We start from the raw sequence: 19,385 nt of genomic DNA, 5'->3' as shown, positions 1-19,385 counted from the left end.
AAGTGCATTGGCACGAAGAAGTACCATTGCTTTTGCTACATCCACAGGGAATGGTTCGCCGACGCCGCATGCATGAGAACGGATCAGATTCAACTGAAGGTCTTGAACATCGTTTTGATCGATTAATACATCACTAAATTTACCGAATCCAGTTGTAATTCCGTAAATCACTCTTCCTTCTGAAACGATTCGATCTACTGCTTCCCTGCTCTTTTTTACTGCTTCCATGCTTTTATCTGATGCTTGGACCTTTTGACCACCGTATAATACTTCTTTCATTTCCTTTAACGTTAAACCTTGGCCAGTTAATGTAATCATTTATATCTCTCCTCTACCACTTTAGTAAAATAAAGAAAGAGGCTGGATTCCATTTCACTTAGAATTGGAGTCCAGCCTCTTTTAAAACCATTTTTGAATTTTGAACAATTTTTATTCGATGCCTCATGAATGATCAATCCCATCATTATATTTTAAATTCTTTATTATTCTATGTGATGCTATCAGGTCTGTCAATAGAATTTTCAGAATTTTAGCACAATAGCGCTTTAGCAGAACAGTAGATGAAAGGCTTTAATTTTGAAGGTGCAAAGGATCTTTTTAGCCAAAAACAAAAGCACTCAATTTGAGTGCTCTGTTTTACTAGCTGCTTTTATGACTTTTGATAATTTAAATCCCATGCAATTCCAAAAGGATCCGTTACTTTTGCATATCTTGCTCCCCAGAAGGTATCCTGAAGTTCCATGTAGACCTTCCCGTTTTCACGTAAGGCATCATATAATCGATTAATTTCATCTTCGCTTTCCAAATCAAGTGCCAACGAAATGTTATTTCCTCGATTAATCACATTTCCAGGAAAGGCATCAGATGCCATAATGAATAAATCATCTTTTTTGAATTGGGCATGAATCAGAAGATTTTGAGCCTCCGGAGAATTATTATAGCCTGACTCCCCATAAGTTTTAACGTTTAGTATTTCCCCTTGAAACACTTCACGATAGAATTCCAAAGCTTCTCTGGCATTGCCATCAAACATAAGATACGGTGTGATTTGGCCCTTCATTTAGACACTCCCTTTATATGATCTTGGAGAGAATTTCCTCTCTGTCCACAATATATCATTTTTTACTTCGGTTGGCATTTATAAACATATTAGGTCCCTTGAAAAGATTCCTTATGAAAATTACCAATATGTTTAAAAAGCTGTTTCCCGTCCTTGGGGAATTTTTCATTCGGGGAGAGCTGTATGTACATGGCCTGATAAGTTTCCGGAACCCAAATATAACGATGGATATAGTCAGTTAAGGTAAAACCATTCTTTTTCCAAAAATGGATACGCTCCTGATTTTCAGCACTTATCTCTGATTCGACCTCAATCACGATACTGTCAAATCCTTCTTCACCCGATGACCAGTCCTTAATGAATTGTAAGATTTTTGAGCCAATCCCATGACCCTTTTTATCATGGTCAACAGCAATGTAATCGATCAGCAGCGCATTCATTCCCTTTAATTTTCCAGTGAGTGCCAGTCCGACGGGAAGATCTTGTTGGAAGGCAACATGGAGGAAGCAAATTTGCTTACGGAACATGTTGCGGATAACCTTTTCCGGTTTCGCTCCTTTATCTCCAAAGGCTCCTTGATAAATAGGACTTACCTTATACCAGATTCCTTCATCCCAACGATCAAAAGTCTTAAAATCCACTGAAGTTTCCTCCGTCAAAATAATATTGATTCCATCTTAGCCGATTTCATCAAAAAAAAGAACCTTTGAGTACGTCTCAAAGGTCCAAAGTAAAGCTTAGTGGTCAAGGCTAAGCTTCAGTTTAGGAGGTCTAAACTCAGAAGAATTTAAACAACTCAATAGTAACATTTTCAAAATTTTCTTTCAACAGTTTAAAGTGTAAAAGTAATTGAATATTTAAAATAAATATATTTTACTAGGATTTTAACATTTGTATGGAATTTTAATAATAACCTCAGTTTTATCTTAATATTCCATTTTTCTGTAATATCTTCTAAGTTCTAATGGGTGGTTTCTTTCACGCTCCAGGTAGACACTAATCCGACCTGTTAATGCCCAGTTTAAATTTACAGCAAAGTGTTTTCTGAATTCCTCACTAATGCCCTCAAGAGGATAGTCTTTCGTATCAATTATGAATAATTCATTTGTTATTTTTTCAGCAAATCGTTCCACACGATCAACCAATGGACGAGTTTCATCTTCTCCTTTAAATAAAATGACACTGGTGTCGTCCTCAACAAGCTCAAGTGTACCATGGAAGAATTCAGCAGCATGAATCGATTTAGACCTAATCCATTGCATTTCCTCTAAAATACACATCGCGTAGGAATAGGTATTTCCCCATAGATTACCTGCACCAACTAACATGTGGTAACCCGTATCTTTATGCCGGATCGCAAATTGTTCTGCACGAGAATCGAAGGCTTTTAAAGCATTCACAATTCCTTCTGGCAGCAGGGCGATTTCTTTTGCAAATTGCTCGTATTGCGGGAATTCATCGTTGTTATGGATAAAACGGAATGTCAACAGTTGTAAATGAAGGAAGAATGTATCGAACGAATGCTTCTCATGCCCGGTTGAAATGCAATAATCAACGGCTTCGGCAAGTGGTGTACCAGGTTCAGCGACCAATCCAATGGTGGTGGCCCCCTTCTCCTTACAGAACTCGGCTGCTGCTACCGTTTCTTTAGTTGTCCCGGTAACAGATGCGAAAATACAAACGGATTCCTTTGAAAGATGGCGATTATTCATCACTAATAATTCAGCAGCAATTTCTGCATGAACCTCTACGGTAGAATTCGATTTTAGGATATATTCGAATGGGTACATCATCGCAATTGTTCCGCCGGATCCGATAAGGAAGATATTTTTATAGCCATTAGCGGAAATTTCATCGACTACTTTTTCAATTTCTTCTCTTTTCGCTACTGCTTCTTTACCAACATATTCTAAAAAAGTATCGTGTTCGAATTTTAACAAGATAATCCCTCCAAATTTTATTTAATAATATTTTAATAGACTTCTAGTTTATTAGCTGTCTTACCCTTTAATAAGGAACCTTCCACATATATCTTCTGGTGCTTAATGGATGGTTGCGCACTTCTGCTAACTCACCAGCATATTGACGTAAAACGGTTTGCAGGACGAGTGGAGCAATGTAACCTTTCACACTTTCTGCAACACCTGTTAAATCAAAGTCTTTTGCGTCTATTACAATCACTCTTTCACCATAGCGTTGGGTAAATTCTAAAGAGCGCTCTTCTAATGGACGGGTTTCATCTAAGCCGACTAATTGAATAATTGGGACATCCTTATCCAAAATTTCAAATGGGCCGTGGAAGTATTCACCTGCGTGGATGGCATGAGAATGGATCCACTGCATTTCCATCAGGAGACAAATCGCAAACCAATAGGCAATTCCATAGTTTGCGCCGCTTCCCATCGTGTAAATAATTTTTTCATCCTTATAGGACTCAGCAAATTCTTTCGCTTGGGCAAAAGTCTCTTCTTTTGCTTTGTTTAAAAGCGGTCTTAGATTTTCTAAGGAGGACAGGATATCATTGAATTTTTCGTTGTCTTCCTTTTCTGCTAAAAGGCCGAAGACAAGTTCGAGCATGATGGCAGGGGCTTCGTTTACATAATTTGAGTCTTCTTTATCATGGTAGACGATAACATTCTCAGAAACTTGGGCAAGCGGTGAGTCTGCATCAAAGGTCAAGGAAATGGTTAACGCGCCCTTCTCACGGGCAAAACGTGCTGCCTCCACTGTTTCCGGTGTTTTTCCGAAATGTGAGCATAAGATCACCAACGAATTTTCGTTTAATCTCTTCGGATTACGGTGGACAAACTCATTGGAGCTGTAGAGATCAGAGTCAATCGTCTCACTTTCTCGGTCCAGCACATATTTGCTTGCATACATAAGTGAGGAAGAGCCTCCGCATGCGACGAAATATACACGGTCAATATCCCTTTCCTTCAACACATCTAACGCTTTTTGTACCTCTGCTAACATCTTGTATCCTCCTTTAAAATCTATATTTTTTCAAATTGGTTATTTGGTATATACCATTTAAACCAATCGTGAGAAACGAATTTACGTGGAATAGGAAAGTACATTTCTTCCCTATTCCAACTATCATGGTACCCTTGATTATCCTTTTACACTTCCAGCCGATAAGCCGCGAACGAATTGTCTTTGAAAAATAATGTACGCAATAATCATCGGCAAAGCGGATATTGCCAAACCGGCCAATTGAATTCCAAAATCCGTATTTAGCTGACTTCTTAAGTTCATTAAGCCGACTGGGATCGTGCGAAGGCTGGAATCTTCAACGAATACAAGGGCAAACATGAATTCATTCCAGACGTTCATTCCCGTCAACAACGCACAGGAAGCAATGATGGGTTTACCCATCGGAATAATAATATGCCGGTAGACTTTCCAACTATTACATCCATCGAGAATAGCCGATTCTTCAAGCTCATGGGGGATGGAGAGAAAATAGGATCGCATTAAGAAAATCGCAAATGGCAATTGAAACGCAACATAAGGCAGGATTAAGGCTCCATAAGTGTTATATAGTCCAATGGCCTGCAACAATTTATAAAGCGGGATCAAGCTAACCTGCGGCGCAAGCATCAAACCGCTTAGGATAATAATCAATAAGAAATTCTGACCTTTAAAGTGAAAGCGGCTCAGCCCGTAGGCTGCCATCGATCCGAATAGGAGTACACATACAACGGAGACCACTGTCACAAGAACACTATTTAAAAAGAAATGACCAATTCCCGCGTCCCATGCGGCTTTATAATTACTCCAAAGCCATTCTTTTGGCAGAGACCACGTACTTAAGAAGAAATCGCTATTCGATTTTAGTCCGCTTAATCCAAGCCAAATGATCGGATAGATAATACAAATGGCAAAAATACTAAACCAGACAAGAACTGTCCCTTGAAAGATTTTATTTTTAATCTTTGTTGAAATCTTCGGCCCTACTGTTCCAACTGGCCGGAATTCGTTTGTTTTAACCACTGGATTTTCTCTTGTCGTCATTTTCTTACGCCTCCTGTCCTGATTTTCCTAGTTTCATTTGGATTAAGGATAGGATGAGAGTGATGACGAAAATGACTGTTCCAATTGTGGAAGCATAGCCCATTTCATCATTTCGGAAAGCTGCCCGGTAAAGCATCGTTCCTAACACTTCTGTCGATTGACCAGGCCCGCCAAAGGTCATGATATACACTTCATCAAACACTTTGAATGCACCAATTACGGTAATCACCATACCCACGATGGTCATTTCTTTGATTTGTGGAAGTGTTATATTGAAAAAGGTTTTTATCTTAGATGCGCCATCAATCATGGCTGCTTCATAATATTCAAATGGAATTTTTTGCATTGCGATCAAGAACAGCATCGTCATGTAACCTGTATACTGCCATTGCGAAACGGCAACAACTGCATAAATGGCAACTTTACTATCCCCAAGCCAAGAATGCGCCCATTCAGTCTGACCAATGAATTTTAAAAAACTATTAACGAGACCAACTTCCGGATTATAAATCAGCTGCCATAGTAAACCAACAACGGCGATGGAAATAACGGAAGGGATAAAAAATACAGTTCGGAAAAATGGTTGAAATCTTCTAATCAGTTTATCTTCTAAAATGGCGGCAATAATTAACCCGCCTCCAACCTGGAATAGTAATGAAATGACAGCGTAGAGAGAATTATTTTTTAAGGCAATATAAAAAACGGGATCCTTGAAGAGCCTGGTGTAGTACTCTAAGCCAACAAACGTTTTTCCTGCCGAAAATGAATTCCACCTGAATAAACTGTTGTAAAGATTTAGAACAATCGGCAGAAACACAAACAACAGGATGAGAAGAAGTGCTGGTAAAATATAAAATAAGGCTGTACGGCTATTTCGAAATGTTTTCGTCATCCTTCTTCCTCCTTAGAGGGGGTAAGCAGTTATACAATTGCCTACCCTTTCATCTTTTAGTTCACTTCACTTTGTACTTGTTTCGCTACTTGTTGAACTTGTTTGATAATTTCTTCCGGGGATTTTGTGCCGTCAAGCAATAGCTGAATATTCGTTAGGTATGCATCTGCAACCTTTGCATGGACGTCTGTGTCTAGCCATTCAGCCATGCCCTCTTCCTTCTTCATGAAATCAACGCCTTCTGCTACTTGTTTCAAGGAAGTTTCAGGGGTTGTTGCACCCTCAATCGGGCTTGGCCAGCTAAGCTGTTTTGTCAGTTTTATAGCATTTTCTTTGCTAGTTAAGAATTTTAGGAATTTAATCGCTTCTTTAGGATGCTTGGATTTTGATGAAACGATAAATCCATCCGGTGCACCAGTAATGAAGTTTTGATTTCCTGCTCCATCTGTAATCGACGGCATCGGGAAGAAGCCCCAGTTTCCTTTTAAGCCCTTTTCGATATCCGGGAATTCTTCTAATTCAACATACATGATGGCTCCCTTCCCTGCCAGGAACAATTGTTTCGCCATATCATGAGAAGTAGAGTTGGCATTTTTCATAAAGTAACCATTTTTATTCAAGTCAGCAAACATCTCCATTGCCTTTACATAACCAGGATCCGTAAATTCTCCAGATTTAGGATTATAATCTTTCATTCTTACATCCTGTGCTACTAGTTTTTGGTTTAGTCCCGTTAAGTAATGAATGGCTGCCCAAGGGCTTTGGTTACCAAAAATAATCGGGGTTTCTCCACCCTTTTTCAAGGTGTCTAACTCTTGTACAAATTCATCCCACGTCTTTGGTGCTTGTAAGTGGTACTTATCAAATATTTTTTTGTTATAGACAAAGAATTTTCCGTTAAAGCGAAGTGGAATTCCATAGTTTTTGCCGTCAGAGCTAAAAGGCTGCAAAGAGGCTGGAATGAAACTGTCTTTCCATGTGGTATCTTCATTTAAATAAGGAGTTAAATCTAAGGCTGCACCGGCACGAACGAATTTTCTCGCAAACTCTCCTGACCAAGAGAACATGATGTCAGGAACATCGTTGCCGCCAAGAATGACACGGAGCTTATCCTTAATTGGCTCGTCTGCAATCGCTTCCATTTTTACTTTGATATTTGGATTTTGCTTTTCAAATTCTTTTACAACTTCTTCAAAATAGGGAGCGTATTCTGGCTGCGGCCACTTATGCAAAAATTTTAGAACGATTTTACCCGACTCGTCTTCCTTGGTTGAGGAAGAGCTTGAACATCCTGTTAACACGAGTGCAAACATTAGTATGGCTACTAATAAAATCTTCATTTTTTTACCCATTCATTAACCCTCCTATTTTTTAAAAATACTAAACTTTCAAACCATTTAATGTATGACACCCCCTGTGGATCCTTTTAATAAAATTCCTCCCCCTAAAGGGGATTAGAATGAAATCCCATACCCAAAAGCACCGTCGACAAGACAGGTTTTCGCAGCAAATTTTGCTCCTTCTGCCAAGCTCGCTTTGATGAGCTCAGCTTCTGTCTTCATTGTTTTTTCTTTCTTTCCTTTAAGATAATGAAGAATGAAGGCGGTGAAGAAAGAATCTCCTGCACCTAATGTATCGACGGGTTGAACAAAATGAGGCTCCTGTCGATAAAAGGTTTGTCCATCATAAACCATGGAACCGCGTGAACCCATCGTACCAATTGCTAGAGTGCTTCCATAGGAGTGAACTCGTTTTAAAAGTTCCTCAACTTCCTCATCCTTCCATTGACCGCAGGACAATAAACTGAAATCCACATGCTTACACGTTTTTTCTAAAATTTCATCATTATAGTCAGCCGAAAAGTCAAAGGATACTTTGACCCCTGCTTCTTTTAACTTATGTAATTCCGCTTCCATCTCGCTATATATGCTGCTATGAGCAATTTCGAAGGTTTTGATATATTCCAATTCCTCATCGGTAAGGACAATTGGATGGTCCTTTTGGACGCCTCCCCCATTGCCGCCGATAAATACCCGGTCGCCATCGACTAAATCTACCTGCGCATAACCATTTTCACCATCATGATACCTGCAATGTGATAGATCGACTTCTAAATTTTGTAGGGTTTTGGTTATATGTTCAGCAGCACGATCGCTGCCAAAAACGCCAAGATAGGCAGACTCCATGCCAAGCTGTTTTGCATAAACACTAAAATTCAAAGCATTGCCACCTGGATACATGGTCCTTTTATAAAGATATTTATCTACTACATTATCTCCAACACCAATTACTTTCATGATTCATCCTCCTAGTTTGGCTCTTAATGGTATATACCATTTCAACTAAATCTGAACGAAATCTCTGTTATTGGAGATTCAATTCAGAATAAAATTTAACGATATCACTTCTGGTTAACGAGGTAGAAAATTCAATTTCCTGCTCATTTCGGTCAAAGGCAACTGCTTCTTGAAAAATACAAGGGCTTTCCGATCGAATCTTTAATAGCTTACTGTCACTTTCCACAGAGTATGTAACCTGCATGTACTCCTTTGCCTTGACGAGGACGATACCATAATGGTTTTCTAAAATCTCATATAGGGAACTGTTATCGGTGATAATTTGATCGAGATTAGGACAAAGTTTTTCGGGAATAAATGATTCTTCAATCGCGACTGGCATGTCATCAACAAGCCGCAAGCGTTTGATTGCTGTCACTGATTCACCAATTGCTATTTTTAATTTGTTTGCTAACATCGGTTTTGCTTCTACTTTTCGAATCGAAAGAACCTGGGTGCTAGGAGTTAACCCCCTATTAATCATGTTTCTTGTAAAACTGTTAAAGGTAATAAAGTCCATTTCTATTTTTTTATTCGAAATAAAAGTTCCTGAGCCTACTCGTCTTTCTACTACACCTTCTCTTTCTAAAATGGACAAGGTGTGTCTTGCGGTCATTCGGCTGATTCCATATTGGTCAGCCAGTTCTCTTTCCGATGGCAGCTTATCTCCATGCTTTAATTTGCCAATTTCAATATCATCAAGAATTTTATCTTTTAATTGTTTATAAAATGGAATTGCTTCTTCGTCCTTCATCATTTTGGTCATCTGATGATCTCCAATTTTTTAGTGTTTTCATTTATTATCTCATTTTTCCTGGAAATGGTATATACCACTTGCGATAAATATTAAAAGGATTTAAAAGGGTCTAGGTAGATAAAGCTTAGAGGTTAATGGAAATCATAAGTATAAGATAGCGCTTTCAATTTAAGTAGATTCTATTTGGAAGGTAAATTTGTATGATGTAATTTTTGTGGTAGTCTTTTAGCTAGGATTACTATTAAAATAATTTAAATTTTCTGCCTTGTCAATAGAATTGAATTAAAAACTTTAAAAAATATCAAAAACTTTGTTACACTCAATTACAGAGGTGATTTTAGTATGTGTGGCCGATTTACGTTAACTGCAACTCTTGAGGAAGTATTGGACCGTTTTGATGTTCATTCTTTTCTGGATGAGGAACTGTATAGTCCAAGTTATAATATTGCACCCTCTCAACAGGTTTTAGCCATCATAAATGATGGAACGATGAATCGAATGGGGTTTTTAAAATGGGGTCTCGTCCCCTCATGGGCAAAGGATATTTCCATTGGCAACAAAATGATTAATGCCCGGGCAGAGACTTTATCTGAGAAACCAAGCTTCCGGGATTCCTTTAAACGGAAACGCTGCTTAATTGTAGCCGATAGTTTTTATGAATGGAAACGTTTGGAGGATCGCTCAAAAAGGCCGATGCGTATAAAGTTGAAAAGCAATCATTTATTTGCGATGGCGGGAATTTGGGGGACCTGGAAATCACCTGATGGTAAACCCCTCTATTCCTGCTCGGTTATCACAACCCAGCCAAATGAATTAATGAAGGATATTCATGACCGTATGCCTGTCATTCTCAGGCCGGAGGACGAAAAAATATGGCTGGATCCCTCTGTTTCGAATCTAGAATATTTAATGGGATTTTTAAAACCGTTTGATGAGCGATTAATGGATGCTTATGAGGTTTCGCCTCTGGTTAATTCACCTAAGAATAATTCGATCGAGCTCGTCCAACAAATTTGTTAGACCCATTTTTAAATAATATTTTTTTAATATAGGACAAGTAAACTACATCGACGTACAAGCATCAACATACTTTGTAGTAACCCAAACATTTTTCCTTCTAACGAAAGTGGAAACGACCACTTTCGTTTTTTTTGTGGTGTCCCAAGCTTTTGGGACACCACTTTATTTTTAAAATTCAGCGGGAATGGTTTATTTAACCGTGAAAACCTCCCATTGCCCCCGGTACATAACCAGGGAAACCTGTCATTCCGCCTTGTGGACCAAACATTTGGGTTCCCCCTACTCCCGGGAATCCAGGATATCCATGGTATCCTCCAAAACCACTGGAGCCAGGATAACCTCCCATGCTTCCGTATCCTCCATATCCTGGGAATCCACCCATACTTCCAAATCCATGTCCTGGGAATGTTCCCATTCCTCCTTGACCGGGAAATCCATGCATCCCATCAAATCCATGACCTGGGAAACCACCCATTCCATGCATTCCATCAAATCCATGACCAGGAAAACCAGTCATTCCATCCATACCCATCATACCGGGAGCTCCTCCCATACTGCCCATACCAGTCATACCGGGAGCTCCTCCCATGCTACCCATACTAGTCATTCCGGGAACTCCTCCTGTGCTTCCCGCACCTGTCATACCGGGAACTCCACCCATACTTCCCATTCCACCAGTACCAGGAAATCCACTCATCGCTCCTGTATTAAATCCCATGAAGCACACACTCCTTTTTATAGGTTACAGTCTAGACTATGTTAACGAAGTAAAAAGGCATAGGCAGCTACCCAAATATAAAAATAAATCTGCCTTTGTGCGCTAAAAACGAATTTGGTTGGTCCACTATTTAAACCTGTTATTTTTTCACCGTTAAACGAATAAACTATAAAAATATCGTATTTTTTCACTTAAAAATGCTGTAATTTGGAGGACAATACATGTTTTTTATTCCAACAAAGATTAATATTGGCGGTTTGAAAATGGGAAGTCCTGATCATGCTTCATTGGTATCCTTCGGAGAGAATTATATAGTTGGGGTTAATGTGTCCGGTAAAAAAAATCAAGGCTATGGCCAACAAATGGCTGACTTAACTACGATTATGATTCCGATCCATGCCACATATGATGACGAACCATTTGATTCACCAAGAGTGAAAATAAACAGGGAGGGATGGAAATGATCGTTGGGCCGTATGCGATAAATCTTCTTGGTTTTAAAGTAAATGCCATTGATAACTCTTCCTACGTAAATTTTGGCCCCAATCAAATAATCGATGAGTTAGTTGCCTATAAAAGGAATCAAGGAGTTGGCGAACAGAATGGTGATATATCGCCGGTCAATATTCCTATTTCATGGGTTGTCGATCCAGATGTTGTTGATTCAAATTCCGTAAAAAATAGTGTGATTTAAACATTAGCCTAGGGTTTTTTAGAAATGTCTAACTCTATGGGGTGATTTTGATGGTTATTTTCGCGCCAACAGAAATCAATTTGTTAGGCTATAAAATAAATGTGTTTGACCACGCCTCCATCATGAATATAGGGGCAAATCAAATTCGGGACCAGTTTGTCAGCTATAAAAGAAATCAAGGATTTGGAGAGCAAAATGGCGACATTGTTCCCATTTTTATTCCTATCTCGTATGTTTATGATAGTGATTTAAATGACACATGGATTACGAAAAATAGCATTATTTAAGAAAGGAGTGAGGAATCGGAAGGGATTCTTCACTCCTTTTAATTATAGGCTATGAATTTTTCCTAAACAGTAATTTATTTGCTATGCATTTCATAATATAGAATGTACGTTCGTGTGAAGGGGAGAACAACATGAAAAACAAAAACGAAACCTCAGTTACTGGCGAAATGTTAGTGAAATATTATGAACTGAATAAACAGAAAAAAGAAATTGAATTGGAAATGAATCAATTGAAGGAGTCCTTCCAGCACTACTTTGATCAGTTTGTTGGCGAGAATGTAAAAGGAGAAATTACAATTAGCGGTTACAAACTTCAACGACAAATTCGCAACACCGAGAAATATAACGATGAATTGACGATTAAGAGACTAGAAGAATTGCAAATGAATGATTTGATTCAAATTGTGAAAAAACCGGATGATGGTAAAATTAAAGCTGCTCTTCAACTTGGGCTATTAAATCAAGAGCATTTAGACGGCTGTCTTATTAAAACCTCTTCCCCAGCGATTTCCGTAAAGCCTCTGACACCAAGATAATATAAAAACCATGGATCTTTACAAAACAGATCCATGGTTTTTATGTTTAATATCATTCCCAGAGCTAGCGGCTCTCTTTAAAATCCCTTGCTTACTTCCTCCAAATTTAAAAACCAAAATACCGGCAACGATGACGAGGACACCAATTAATTTTTTAAAAGTAAAAGGAACCTGTTCGAGTCCAAACCATCCAAGAGAATCCCACAGTAAGGCAAAGACCAGCTGTGATGTCAAAACGATTGAGATGGAAAAAGTAGGACCTAAGATACGCATTCCCTTCACAAGGCACATCACCACTCCTATTCCAATCAACCCGCTGAACCAAAACCAAGTCCTCATACCTTGCAAGACAAATAGATTTTTTCCTTCGAAAATGGTTCCAAATGTCAATGATGCGAGGAAGCCCATTCCTAGGACGAGTGTGGTGGTTGACCATGATCCTGCTCGTTCATTCACTTTACTATTAAAAATGTTCTGCACACTGAGAAATGCTCCTGCAAGAAGCGATATCAGTAATCCAAATACCATTCGAATTCCCCCCTTCTTTCCTGCGAAAGACTATTCGTAAATATGTTGAATGGCAAGCTTCTGTAAGCCGTCCCTGTCCTTAACCATAATGGAGCCTTTGTTCCGTTCAACAAGTCCTTCTTCACAAAACTTTTGAATGACGCGATTCAGATGCCGATAACTAGTACCAATGAAATTAGCTGTATCCGTAAGATTAACTGAACTTAGTTGCTTGTTCACTGGAGAATTTGTTTCATCATATGAGACCGATAATAAATAACTGGCTAAACGTACTTCGACTGGATACATCAGGCTTAAGCTCATCGAATTGGATTTAAGATGGAACTTTTCTGTGATGATTTTTAGTAAAAATTGGAGAAACGGAGAATAGTCACTTGCGTATTTTTTCAACCAGTGATGCTGAACACCAATCAAAGTTACTGGTGATACCGCCTCAACTGTATTGATAAAATGAATATTTTGGACGTATTCAATATCGCCAATCACTTCAAGTGGGGTCTTAAAAGAGAGAATAAGGGTTTTCCCTTCAACTGAGTTTGTATAGATTTTTAGTTTCCCCTTCACAAGAACGTATAGAAACTCTGCGGCATCTCCTTGAGAACATATATTCTCACCTTGTTCAAAGTGGAACAGTGATAAATAGGGTAATAATTTTTCGTTAAAAATGGGCTCCAGTTCGTACATTTGCAAAAAATCATTCAATTGTTCTTGATTTTTGATTTCTTTCATTTCGTGATTTCTCCTACCGTTCCCATTAAAATTTTAGAATTAACACACCAGCAATCATCATTATAATCCCGATGAAATGTGACAGGTTCATCTTCTGCTTCCTCACACCAAACCATCCCTTACTATCAATGATGAAGGTCAGGCCAAGCTGGGCAATGAGGATTGCGGCGATTGAAAGAGTGATACCGATATGATGAATAGCCGTAACATTACTATAGATAATGACCGCCGCAAAGGCGCCTCCCGTTAAATATAATGGTTTCACCTGTTTAAACATTTGCCATTTTCCATCACGAACAAATAGGAGGATCACCAAGGCCGCAATGAATCCCGTAAATTGAGTAATGGTTGCCGCTTGCCAAGTACCAATATCCTGACTGATCCGTGCATTAGCAACACCTTGAAGGGTAATAAAAGCTCCTCCTAAAAACGCAAATAGAATCCCTTTCATTTATTCCTCTCCTCTTTTAACAATCAATATGTAAATGATATATCCTTTGCTTAAATGAGAGGAAGGACATATGTCCCTAAAATTATCTAAACAAAAAAATCCTGTATGATCAAATCAATACAGGATTTCTAACATTTATATTTCATCAATTATTCACATATCAATCAAAACAGTAATGAATTTTTTGATAGCCTGCTCGCATGTCTATAACACGTTTTCTAACGGATTCAACCGGCTCTTGATCCTCTAGGACTCGGACGATGTAATCTGCAATGATATCCATCTCAGCTTCCTTCATCCCTAAGCGGGTAATTTCGATGGTTCCAATCCGTAAGCCGCTTGGATAATCCCAATCTTCCGGTTTATCGCTTGGAATCAAATTTTTGTTTGTAATTATATTTGCTTTGGCAAGCTTATGAGCCACGTCCAAACCACCGCCGAATTTCTTGACATCAACAATGACTTGGTGAGTTTCCGTAAATCCTTTATGTGCACCAAGGACCGTGATTCCTCTGTCATGAAGCGCTTTTGCCAGTGCTTTAGAATTGGCAACGATTTGCGCCATATACTCTTTTCCGAAAGCGAGGAATTCAGCAGCTGATGCGGCGAGTGCCGCCACACGATTTACTTGGTGGGTAGCCGCAAGCGCTGGGAAAATCGTATCGCAAACAGGCTGAGTGAGGGTTGGATCATTCCAAACAATTATGCCGCTTTGTGGGCCGCTGAAGGTTTTTCCCGCTGAACCTGTCATTATGCAAGCACCTTCGTTGAGGGGATCTTGGAATTGGCCGCCTCCAATCAGTCCCAGTTGGTGGGCACCGTCAAAGAATATTTTCCCTCCCCACTCGCTAACAATATCGGACATTTCCTTAAGCGGGAATGGGAAGAGTGTCATCGAGGCTCCAAGGGTCACCAATGTTGGTTTTACCTGCCTGGCTACTTTTGCAAATTCATCTATATCTACCACCAAATCTAGCGGGTCCATTGGAACATCATAAATATTCAAGCCTCGGATCCCGGCTGGACCATCATATCGATTACTAGAATGGCCGCCTAATGGCTGGGCAATGGTCAAAATATTATCTCCCGGTTTTGTTAGGGCGGCATAAACCGTCATGTTTCCGATCATGCTTGCAACAAGACGATGGTCTGCATAATTGCAGTTAAATACTTTTTTGAGTAATTCCACGCAAAGGGATTCAATTTCATCGATATACTTTGTTCCGGAAAACCATCTTTGCGTTGGACCAATATGGCCTTCTGCTGCTCGTGTTCCTACTTCTGATGCTAATAATTGTCGGACGGTCGGGCTGGTTGGCGCTTCTGGAGCCAATAAATTGAGACATTCCTGTCCTCTCCAAATCGCGTTTCTGTCTACGGCATTAATGATTTCCTTTTGGATTAATCGTGGTGATGAACTGTTTTCGATGATTTCCTTTGCCCAGTTTAATACCTTTTGGTCATGGACTTCGAGGTTTTGCGTTGTGGTTGATGTTGAATTCATTTTACTTTACCTCCTAATTGGTCAATTGAGTATCTTACTTCTGACTGATTTGGAGTAATAGTTATCAAGGCTGTTTTTTGTTTATGTAAAAATGAATTGGGCCTTGCTTATAACCAATATATCGCATATTGGTTAGACGGTCAATTTATTTTTTGATTATTTAGTCAATTGTTCCGATAAAAAAAGAGCACGACGTTTTGCCGTACTCTACTCGGATTCCCCGATTAAAACTCTACTTAAACTCAACCAATTTTCCTCCACTAAGGCAGTTGCTAAGGTACTATTTTTTGCTTTACATGCTTCAATGATTTGCCGATGCTGCTCGAGTGAATGATGACCATCCACAGAACTAAACTTAGAGAATTCCAATCTCCTGATTTTGGTCATTATTCGTTCTAGCGCTATTTCTATTTCCGGATTGTGAGAAGCTTTTAAGAGAACGTGGTGAAATTGGTCATCTGCCTCCACTGCTCCAATGATATCCTTCGCTTCTAATGCCTTTTGCAGTTCGCTATTTTTGGTTTCCATTTGCTCAATTTCTTTAGTAGAAATCTGCGGGATAGCAAGGCGTGCAGCTAAACTGTTTAAAGCTGCGACAACCGTAAATGCATTCCGTGCCTCCTCTAAATTGATCTTCGTGATTCTTGTTTGCGAACCTGGCAGGGACTCTACAAGCCCTTCATCCTCCAGTCTTTTTAGTGCTTCTCTAACAGGAGTTCGACTAACACCAAATTCCGCAGCCAAATCCTTATCCAATATGCGTTTCCCAGGTTCCAATTCCATAGTAATAATTGCTTTTTTCAAAGAATCGTATATTTGGTCTCTTAATACAGGACGGTCAATGGTTTTTATTGTTTTCATAAAACCAATATATCAACAGGTTTTTCGGATGTCAATTGTCGTGTAAGGGAAACATTGGGCTCAAATTGTTTTATATTCATGTAACCAATGAGATGGTTTGTTCTCAGTTTCTTCTGTCAAGTCGGTAATAGTCGGAGGATAAGGATTTGTTCGGATATGCCTTTTTAGTTTTGTCATAACCATAGTAAAATCTAACTCTGGGCAATATTTGAACCAAAAAGTAATGGTTTCATTTTTGGTCATAAAGCCTTTATATACGGATTCAATTAGGACGATAATTTTCAAAACCTCTTGTTTGGTCACATTGTGCCCCCTCCTTATTTGTTATTTTTCCCTTTTGCGAAAAAAATAATCTGATTGCCTTCATAACCACGATGCGATATATTGGTTTTATGAAAAAGACATTATAAAAAGTATTAAACATTTATTATTTAGAGAATGAACAGAGGTGAACTTCAGTTGAAACCAATTTTAATCGGCATTTGTGCCTCCTTCTTTTTTGCTTTTACATTTGTTCTTAATTCATCTATGGAGTTGTCTGGAGGCAGTTGGATTTGGAGTGCTTCGCTGCGATATATCTTTATGGTTCCCTTTCTTATGTGTATCGTACTAAGTAGAAAAAATCTTCGTCCGCTTTTAAATGAATTGAGAAAAAAACCCGGAACTTGGATTCTATGGAGTTCTGTGGGATTTGGTGTATTCTATGCTCCATTATGCTTGGCATCTGCGTATTCACCTGGTTGGCTTATTGCAGGTACTTGGCAAATCACGATTATATCAGGTACATTACTCGCACCGCTATTTTTTGAAACAATATACACAAAAAATGGACCTGTACAAACAAGGGGAAAAATTCCTTATAAAGGTCTAATCATGTCACTTATCATTTTGTTAGGTATTGTTTTAATGCAAATTGAACATTCGAAACATTTTTCCTTTGAAAATTTATTCCTCGGAGTTATACCTGTACTGATCGCATCCTTTGCATATCCTTTAGGGAACCGAAAAATGATGGACATCTGTGAAGGGCGTTTAGATACTTTTCAAAGAGTGTTAGGGATGACTCTTGCAAGTCTCCCATTCTGGTTTGTACTTTCCTTATATGGCTTTTACAGCGTAGGCCTACCGAGCAAGGGGCAGGTCTTCCAATCATTATTAGTTGCACTTTTTTCTGGTGTTGTTGCCACTGTCTTATTTTTCAAAGCAACGGATATGGTACGAGGAAATATTCAAAAATTAGCTTCAGTTGAAGCCACACAATCAATGGAAGTCCTTTTTACATTAGCTGGTGAACTAGTATTTTTATCGCTGCCAATTCCAGCTCCTTTATCTTGGTGCGGTATTCTAATCGTCATACTTGGCATGATTTTGCATAGTTATGTTTCAATTAAACATGAAGAAAGCAATTTTGAAAAATCAGTGGCTTAAATAGAGCGAAAAACCGACTTTTTAATGAGTCGGTTTTTTCGCTCTATTATAATGGCAGCTTTTTCAAAAGATTAGCCTTCGTTTCCAACCGGTGATTTTGCCGGAATGAAAAACGTAACCACAATCGATACCACACTGACACATAGGGCGAAAAGATAAATATTTTTCATCCCTATCACCATTGTCGCAGCATGATTGATAAACAGCCCCATGACCGTTACCCCAATGGACGTTCCAATGTTTCGAATAAAGATTTGCAAGGAAGTAGACATCCCTTTAATATTGTTTTCCACAAATTCCTGCGAAGCAATCGTCCCAACGGCGAATAATAAACCAAACGCAAATCCTTGAACGGTCAAAAGACCAAACAATAAAAAATAGGATACGTCTTTAATGACAAAAAAGATGATCAGCCCTGCAAGGGTACATATAAGATTCCCAATAATGAACAATTTTTTATAGCCGTAACGTATAATCCATTTTCCTGCCGGCGTACTTCCGAACGTCCAGCCAATAGCAATGCTCAATAGAATCAAACCGCTTTGATAAATGTTCATATGGCTGCCTTCTTGCAAAAACAGCGGGATATAGTTCGGTGTTCCGAAAAAAGAAATACAGAGAAATAACATGTAAAGATTGACCATTAAGGTTCCCCTATTTTGAAACAAGGAAACTGGAAGAAAGGGCTGCTCTACCTTCCTTTCCACAAGCAGGAATATGACCATTCCGACTATTCCACAGGCAACATACCATAATGGTTCTGCTACGTTTGTGGCGAGCAATAAAAGCGTGATGGAAAGACCAAATAAAACAAAACCTTTATAGTCAATATAAGTCTTTTTAAATTGATTTTGTTCCTTGTAGGGGATTAAGCATAGAACCGTCGCAATTCCAATCGGAATGTTAATAAAGAAAATCCATCTCCACGTTAAGGTTTCAACAAAAAAAGAACCAAGAACAGGTCCTACAATCGAAGACAATGTCCATATTCCACTAAAGACAGCTTGAATTTTCCCCCGTTTTTCAATCGTAAATAAATCACCGACAATGATCATCGAGATCGGCAGCATTCCTCCTGCTCCTAACCCTTGGATACCACGGTAAATAATTAACGAGACCATTGAATTGGCCAATCCTGCAAGCAAAGAACCGATGGTAAAGATCGCTACTGAAATGATAAGCAGCCGTTTTCTTCCGTACATATCGGATAATTTTCCGTACAGCGGCACAGTAACCGTACTTGCGAGCATATATACTGAGAAGATCCAAGCAAACAGCTCCATTCCGCCAAGCTGTTTCACAATCGTCGGACTTGCTGTTTGCATAATATTGGCATCAAGTGCCGAAATAAGGGTGGTAATGACCAGACCCCAAAATACATACCTATTTTTATTCATAAAGCCCCCCATAAAACTTGTTGATTTCCATATTTTTCTATTAAAAAAGAGTTACTTTACTATTATACAAAAACTAATGTTCTTTTTCTAGATTGCAAATTTAACAAATTGAATAGCCATAATCTAAAAAAGATTGTTATAATTTAGTATGTTTGTAATTTGAAGAGTTTTGG

The 19,385-nt window shown here is 38.8% G+C and carries 24 protein-coding genes; 6 read left to right on the top strand and 18 right to left on the bottom strand.

Annotated elements, in window-relative coordinates; all coding sequences use genetic code 11:
- The 10 genes from M028_RS0105565 to M028_RS0105520 form a co-directional block, all read right to left on the bottom strand.
- Positions 1-318: aromatic amino acid lyase (locus M028_RS0105565; RefSeq protein WP_026573020.1), on the bottom strand; the 318-nt coding region annotated here is incomplete at its 3' end.
- Between the two features lie 331 nt (positions 319-649).
- On the bottom strand, positions 650-1,060 hold the full coding sequence (locus M028_RS0105560; protein WP_026573019.1) for a VOC family protein: 411 nt from the start codon (positions 1,058-1,060) through the stop codon (positions 650-652).
- A gap of 89 nt (positions 1,061-1,149) precedes the next feature.
- Positions 1,150-1,701, bottom strand: a complete 552-nt coding sequence (locus M028_RS0105555; RefSeq protein WP_026573018.1) for a GNAT family N-acetyltransferase — start codon at positions 1,699-1,701, stop codon at positions 1,150-1,152.
- A 285-nt stretch (positions 1,702-1,986) separates the two neighbouring features.
- Positions 1,987-3,000, bottom strand: coding sequence for an SIS domain-containing protein (locus M028_RS0105550; protein ID WP_026573017.1), 1,014 nt, complete (start codon positions 2,998-3,000; stop codon positions 1,987-1,989).
- 67 nt (positions 3,001-3,067) lie between these two features.
- Entirely contained in the window at positions 3,068-4,033 is a 966-nt protein-coding gene (locus M028_RS0105545; RefSeq protein WP_035423787.1) for an SIS domain-containing protein, read from the bottom strand.
- A 138-nt stretch (positions 4,034-4,171) separates the two neighbouring features.
- Complete coding sequence (locus M028_RS0105540; RefSeq protein WP_026573015.1) at positions 4,172-5,074, bottom strand: carbohydrate ABC transporter permease; 903 nt, start codon at positions 5,072-5,074, stop codon at positions 4,172-4,174.
- 4 nt (positions 5,075-5,078) lie between these two features.
- A complete protein-coding gene (locus tag M028_RS0105535) occupies positions 5,079-5,966 on the bottom strand; it encodes a carbohydrate ABC transporter permease (RefSeq protein WP_035423786.1) in 888 nt (295 codons plus the stop codon).
- A 56-nt stretch (positions 5,967-6,022) separates the two neighbouring features.
- Positions 6,023-7,318: an ABC transporter substrate-binding protein gene (locus tag M028_RS0105530; protein ID WP_026573013.1), complete on the bottom strand. Its 1,296-nt coding sequence runs from the start codon at positions 7,316-7,318 to the stop codon at positions 6,023-6,025.
- A gap of 102 nt (positions 7,319-7,420) precedes the next feature.
- The gene (locus M028_RS0105525; protein ID WP_026573012.1) at positions 7,421-8,263 is read right to left on the bottom strand and encodes a fructoselysine 6-kinase; all 843 of its coding nucleotides are present in this window, start codon (positions 8,261-8,263) and stop codon (positions 7,421-7,423) included.
- A gap of 67 nt (positions 8,264-8,330) precedes the next feature.
- On the bottom strand, positions 8,331-9,068 hold the full coding sequence (locus tag M028_RS0105520; protein ID WP_231510771.1) for a GntR family transcriptional regulator: 738 nt from the start codon (positions 9,066-9,068) through the stop codon (positions 8,331-8,333).
- Positions 9,069-9,401: 333 nt separating this feature from the next.
- Here M028_RS0105520 and M028_RS0105515 point away from each other — a divergent pair, with 333 nt between their 5' ends.
- On the top strand, positions 9,402-10,079 hold the full coding sequence (locus tag M028_RS0105515) for an SOS response-associated peptidase (protein WP_026573010.1): 678 nt from the start codon (positions 9,402-9,404) through the stop codon (positions 10,077-10,079).
- 193 nt (positions 10,080-10,272) lie between these two features.
- Here the strand turns inward: M028_RS0105515 and M028_RS29490 are convergent, their stop codons facing one another.
- The gene (locus M028_RS29490; RefSeq protein ID WP_035423785.1) at positions 10,273-10,797 is read right to left on the bottom strand and encodes a hypothetical protein; all 525 of its coding nucleotides are present in this window, start codon (positions 10,795-10,797) and stop codon (positions 10,273-10,275) included.
- A gap of 221 nt (positions 10,798-11,018) precedes the next feature.
- On the opposite strand from M028_RS29490, the gene M028_RS0105505 reads away from it, so the two are divergent.
- The 4 genes from M028_RS0105505 (at position 11,019) to M028_RS0105490 (ending at position 12,314) form a co-directional block, all read left to right on the top strand.
- Positions 11,019-11,261, top strand: a complete 243-nt coding sequence (locus M028_RS0105505; protein ID WP_026573009.1) for a hypothetical protein — start codon at positions 11,019-11,021, stop codon at positions 11,259-11,261.
- A complete protein-coding gene (locus M028_RS0105500; protein WP_026573008.1) occupies positions 11,258-11,491 on the top strand; it encodes a spore germination protein in 234 nt (77 codons plus the stop codon). The genes M028_RS0105505 and M028_RS0105500 overlap by 4 nt, the downstream gene beginning before the upstream one ends.
- Before the next feature lie 50 nt (positions 11,492-11,541).
- Positions 11,542-11,778: a hypothetical protein gene (locus M028_RS0105495; RefSeq protein WP_035423783.1), complete on the top strand. Its 237-nt coding sequence runs from the start codon at positions 11,542-11,544 to the stop codon at positions 11,776-11,778.
- A gap of 131 nt (positions 11,779-11,909) precedes the next feature.
- Positions 11,910-12,314: a hypothetical protein gene (locus tag M028_RS0105490; RefSeq protein ID WP_026573006.1), complete on the top strand. Its 405-nt coding sequence runs from the start codon at positions 11,910-11,912 to the stop codon at positions 12,312-12,314.
- Between the two features lie 18 nt (positions 12,315-12,332).
- Here the strand turns inward: M028_RS0105490 and M028_RS29485 are convergent, their stop codons facing one another.
- From M028_RS29485 to M028_RS29480, 6 genes are all read right to left on the bottom strand, one after another.
- A complete protein-coding gene (locus M028_RS29485) occupies positions 12,333-12,842 on the bottom strand; it encodes a DMT family transporter (RefSeq protein ID WP_051590945.1) in 510 nt (169 codons plus the stop codon).
- Positions 12,843-12,872: 30 nt separating this feature from the next.
- On the bottom strand, positions 12,873-13,571 hold the full coding sequence (locus tag M028_RS0105480) for a Crp/Fnr family transcriptional regulator (protein ID WP_026573005.1): 699 nt from the start codon (positions 13,569-13,571) through the stop codon (positions 12,873-12,875).
- 25 nt (positions 13,572-13,596) lie between these two features.
- Positions 13,597-14,022, bottom strand: coding sequence for a DMT family transporter (locus M028_RS0105475; protein ID WP_026573004.1), 426 nt, complete (start codon positions 14,020-14,022; stop codon positions 13,597-13,599).
- A 160-nt stretch (positions 14,023-14,182) separates the two neighbouring features.
- On the bottom strand, positions 14,183-15,526 hold the full coding sequence (gene glyA / locus M028_RS0105470; RefSeq protein ID WP_026573003.1) for a serine hydroxymethyltransferase: 1,344 nt from the start codon (positions 15,524-15,526) through the stop codon (positions 14,183-14,185).
- A 207-nt stretch (positions 15,527-15,733) separates the two neighbouring features.
- A complete protein-coding gene (locus M028_RS0105465; RefSeq protein WP_026573002.1) occupies positions 15,734-16,387 on the bottom strand; it encodes a GntR family transcriptional regulator in 654 nt (217 codons plus the stop codon).
- A 60-nt stretch (positions 16,388-16,447) separates the two neighbouring features.
- A complete protein-coding gene (locus tag M028_RS29480; RefSeq protein ID WP_051590944.1) occupies positions 16,448-16,690 on the bottom strand; it encodes a replicative helicase loader/inhibitor in 243 nt (80 codons plus the stop codon).
- 156 nt (positions 16,691-16,846) lie between these two features.
- Here M028_RS29480 and M028_RS0105455 point away from each other — a divergent pair, with 156 nt between their 5' ends.
- Positions 16,847-17,815 (top strand): DMT family transporter, encoded by a 969-nt coding sequence (locus tag M028_RS0105455; protein WP_026573001.1) that lies wholly within the window; start codon positions 16,847-16,849, stop codon positions 17,813-17,815.
- Positions 17,816-17,886: 71 nt separating this feature from the next.
- Here the strand turns inward: M028_RS0105455 and M028_RS0105450 are convergent, their stop codons facing one another.
- Positions 17,887-19,212: an MDR family MFS transporter gene (locus M028_RS0105450; protein WP_026573000.1), complete on the bottom strand. Its 1,326-nt coding sequence runs from the start codon at positions 19,210-19,212 to the stop codon at positions 17,887-17,889.
- Positions 19,213-19,385 lie beyond the last annotated feature (173 nt).

This window comes from Bacillus sp. UNC438CL73TsuS30 (assembly GCF_000482325.1).
Lineage (GTDB): Bacteria > Bacillota > Bacilli > Bacillales > Cytobacillaceae > Neobacillus.
The sequence above is the reverse complement of the archived record's forward strand: the minus strand, read 5'-3'. Positions and strand labels throughout refer to the sequence as shown.

Coding starts and splice junctions, on each gene's coding strand:
- M028_RS0105465 (WP_026573002.1), bottom strand. CDS start 16,387: ATGAAAACAATAAAAACCATTGACCGTCCTGTATTAAGAGACCAAATA.
- M028_RS0105535 (WP_035423786.1), bottom strand. CDS start 5,966: ATGACGAAAACATTTCGAAATAGCCGTACAGCCTTATTTTATATTTTA.
- M028_RS29485 (WP_051590945.1), bottom strand. CDS start 12,842: ATGGTATTTGGATTACTGATATCGCTTCTTGCAGGAGCATTTCTCAGT.
- M028_RS0105545 (WP_035423787.1), bottom strand. CDS start 4,033: ATGTTAGCAGAGGTACAAAAAGCGTTAGATGTGTTGAAGGAAAGGGAT.
- M028_RS0105490 (WP_026573006.1), top strand. CDS start 11,910: ATGAAAAACAAAAACGAAACCTCAGTTACTGGCGAAATGTTAGTGAAA.
- M028_RS0105475 (WP_026573004.1), bottom strand. CDS start 14,022: ATGAAAGGGATTCTATTTGCGTTTTTAGGAGGAGCTTTTATTACCCTT.
- M028_RS0105530 (WP_026573013.1), bottom strand. CDS start 7,318: ATGGGTAAAAAAATGAAGATTTTATTAGTAGCCATACTAATGTTTGCA.
- M028_RS0105560 (WP_026573019.1), bottom strand. CDS start 1,060: ATGAAGGGCCAAATCACACCGTATCTTATGTTTGATGGCAATGCCAGA.
- M028_RS0105505 (WP_026573009.1), top strand. CDS start 11,019: ATGTTTTTTATTCCAACAAAGATTAATATTGGCGGTTTGAAAATGGGA.
- glyA (WP_026573003.1), bottom strand. CDS start 15,526: ATGAATTCAACATCAACCACAACGCAAAACCTCGAAGTCCATGACCAA.
- M028_RS0105525 (WP_026573012.1), bottom strand. CDS start 8,263: ATGAAAGTAATTGGTGTTGGAGATAATGTAGTAGATAAATATCTTTAT.
- M028_RS0105495 (WP_035423783.1), top strand. CDS start 11,542: ATGGTTATTTTCGCGCCAACAGAAATCAATTTGTTAGGCTATAAAATA.
- M028_RS0105500 (WP_026573008.1), top strand. CDS start 11,258: ATGATCGTTGGGCCGTATGCGATAAATCTTCTTGGTTTTAAAGTAAAT.
- M028_RS0105515 (WP_026573010.1), top strand. CDS start 9,402: ATGTGTGGCCGATTTACGTTAACTGCAACTCTTGAGGAAGTATTGGAC.
- M028_RS29490 (WP_035423785.1), bottom strand. CDS start 10,797: ATGGGATTTAATACAGGAGCGATGAGTGGATTTCCTGGTACTGGTGGA.
- M028_RS0105480 (WP_026573005.1), bottom strand. CDS start 13,571: ATGAAAGAAATCAAAAATCAAGAACAATTGAATGATTTTTTGCAAATG.
- M028_RS0105450 (WP_026573000.1), bottom strand. CDS start 19,212: ATGAATAAAAATAGGTATGTATTTTGGGGTCTGGTCATTACCACCCTT.
- M028_RS0105520 (WP_231510771.1), bottom strand. CDS start 9,068: ATGACCAAAATGATGAAGGACGAAGAAGCAATTCCATTTTATAAACAA.
- M028_RS0105540 (WP_026573015.1), bottom strand. CDS start 5,074: ATGACGACAAGAGAAAATCCAGTGGTTAAAACAAACGAATTCCGGCCA.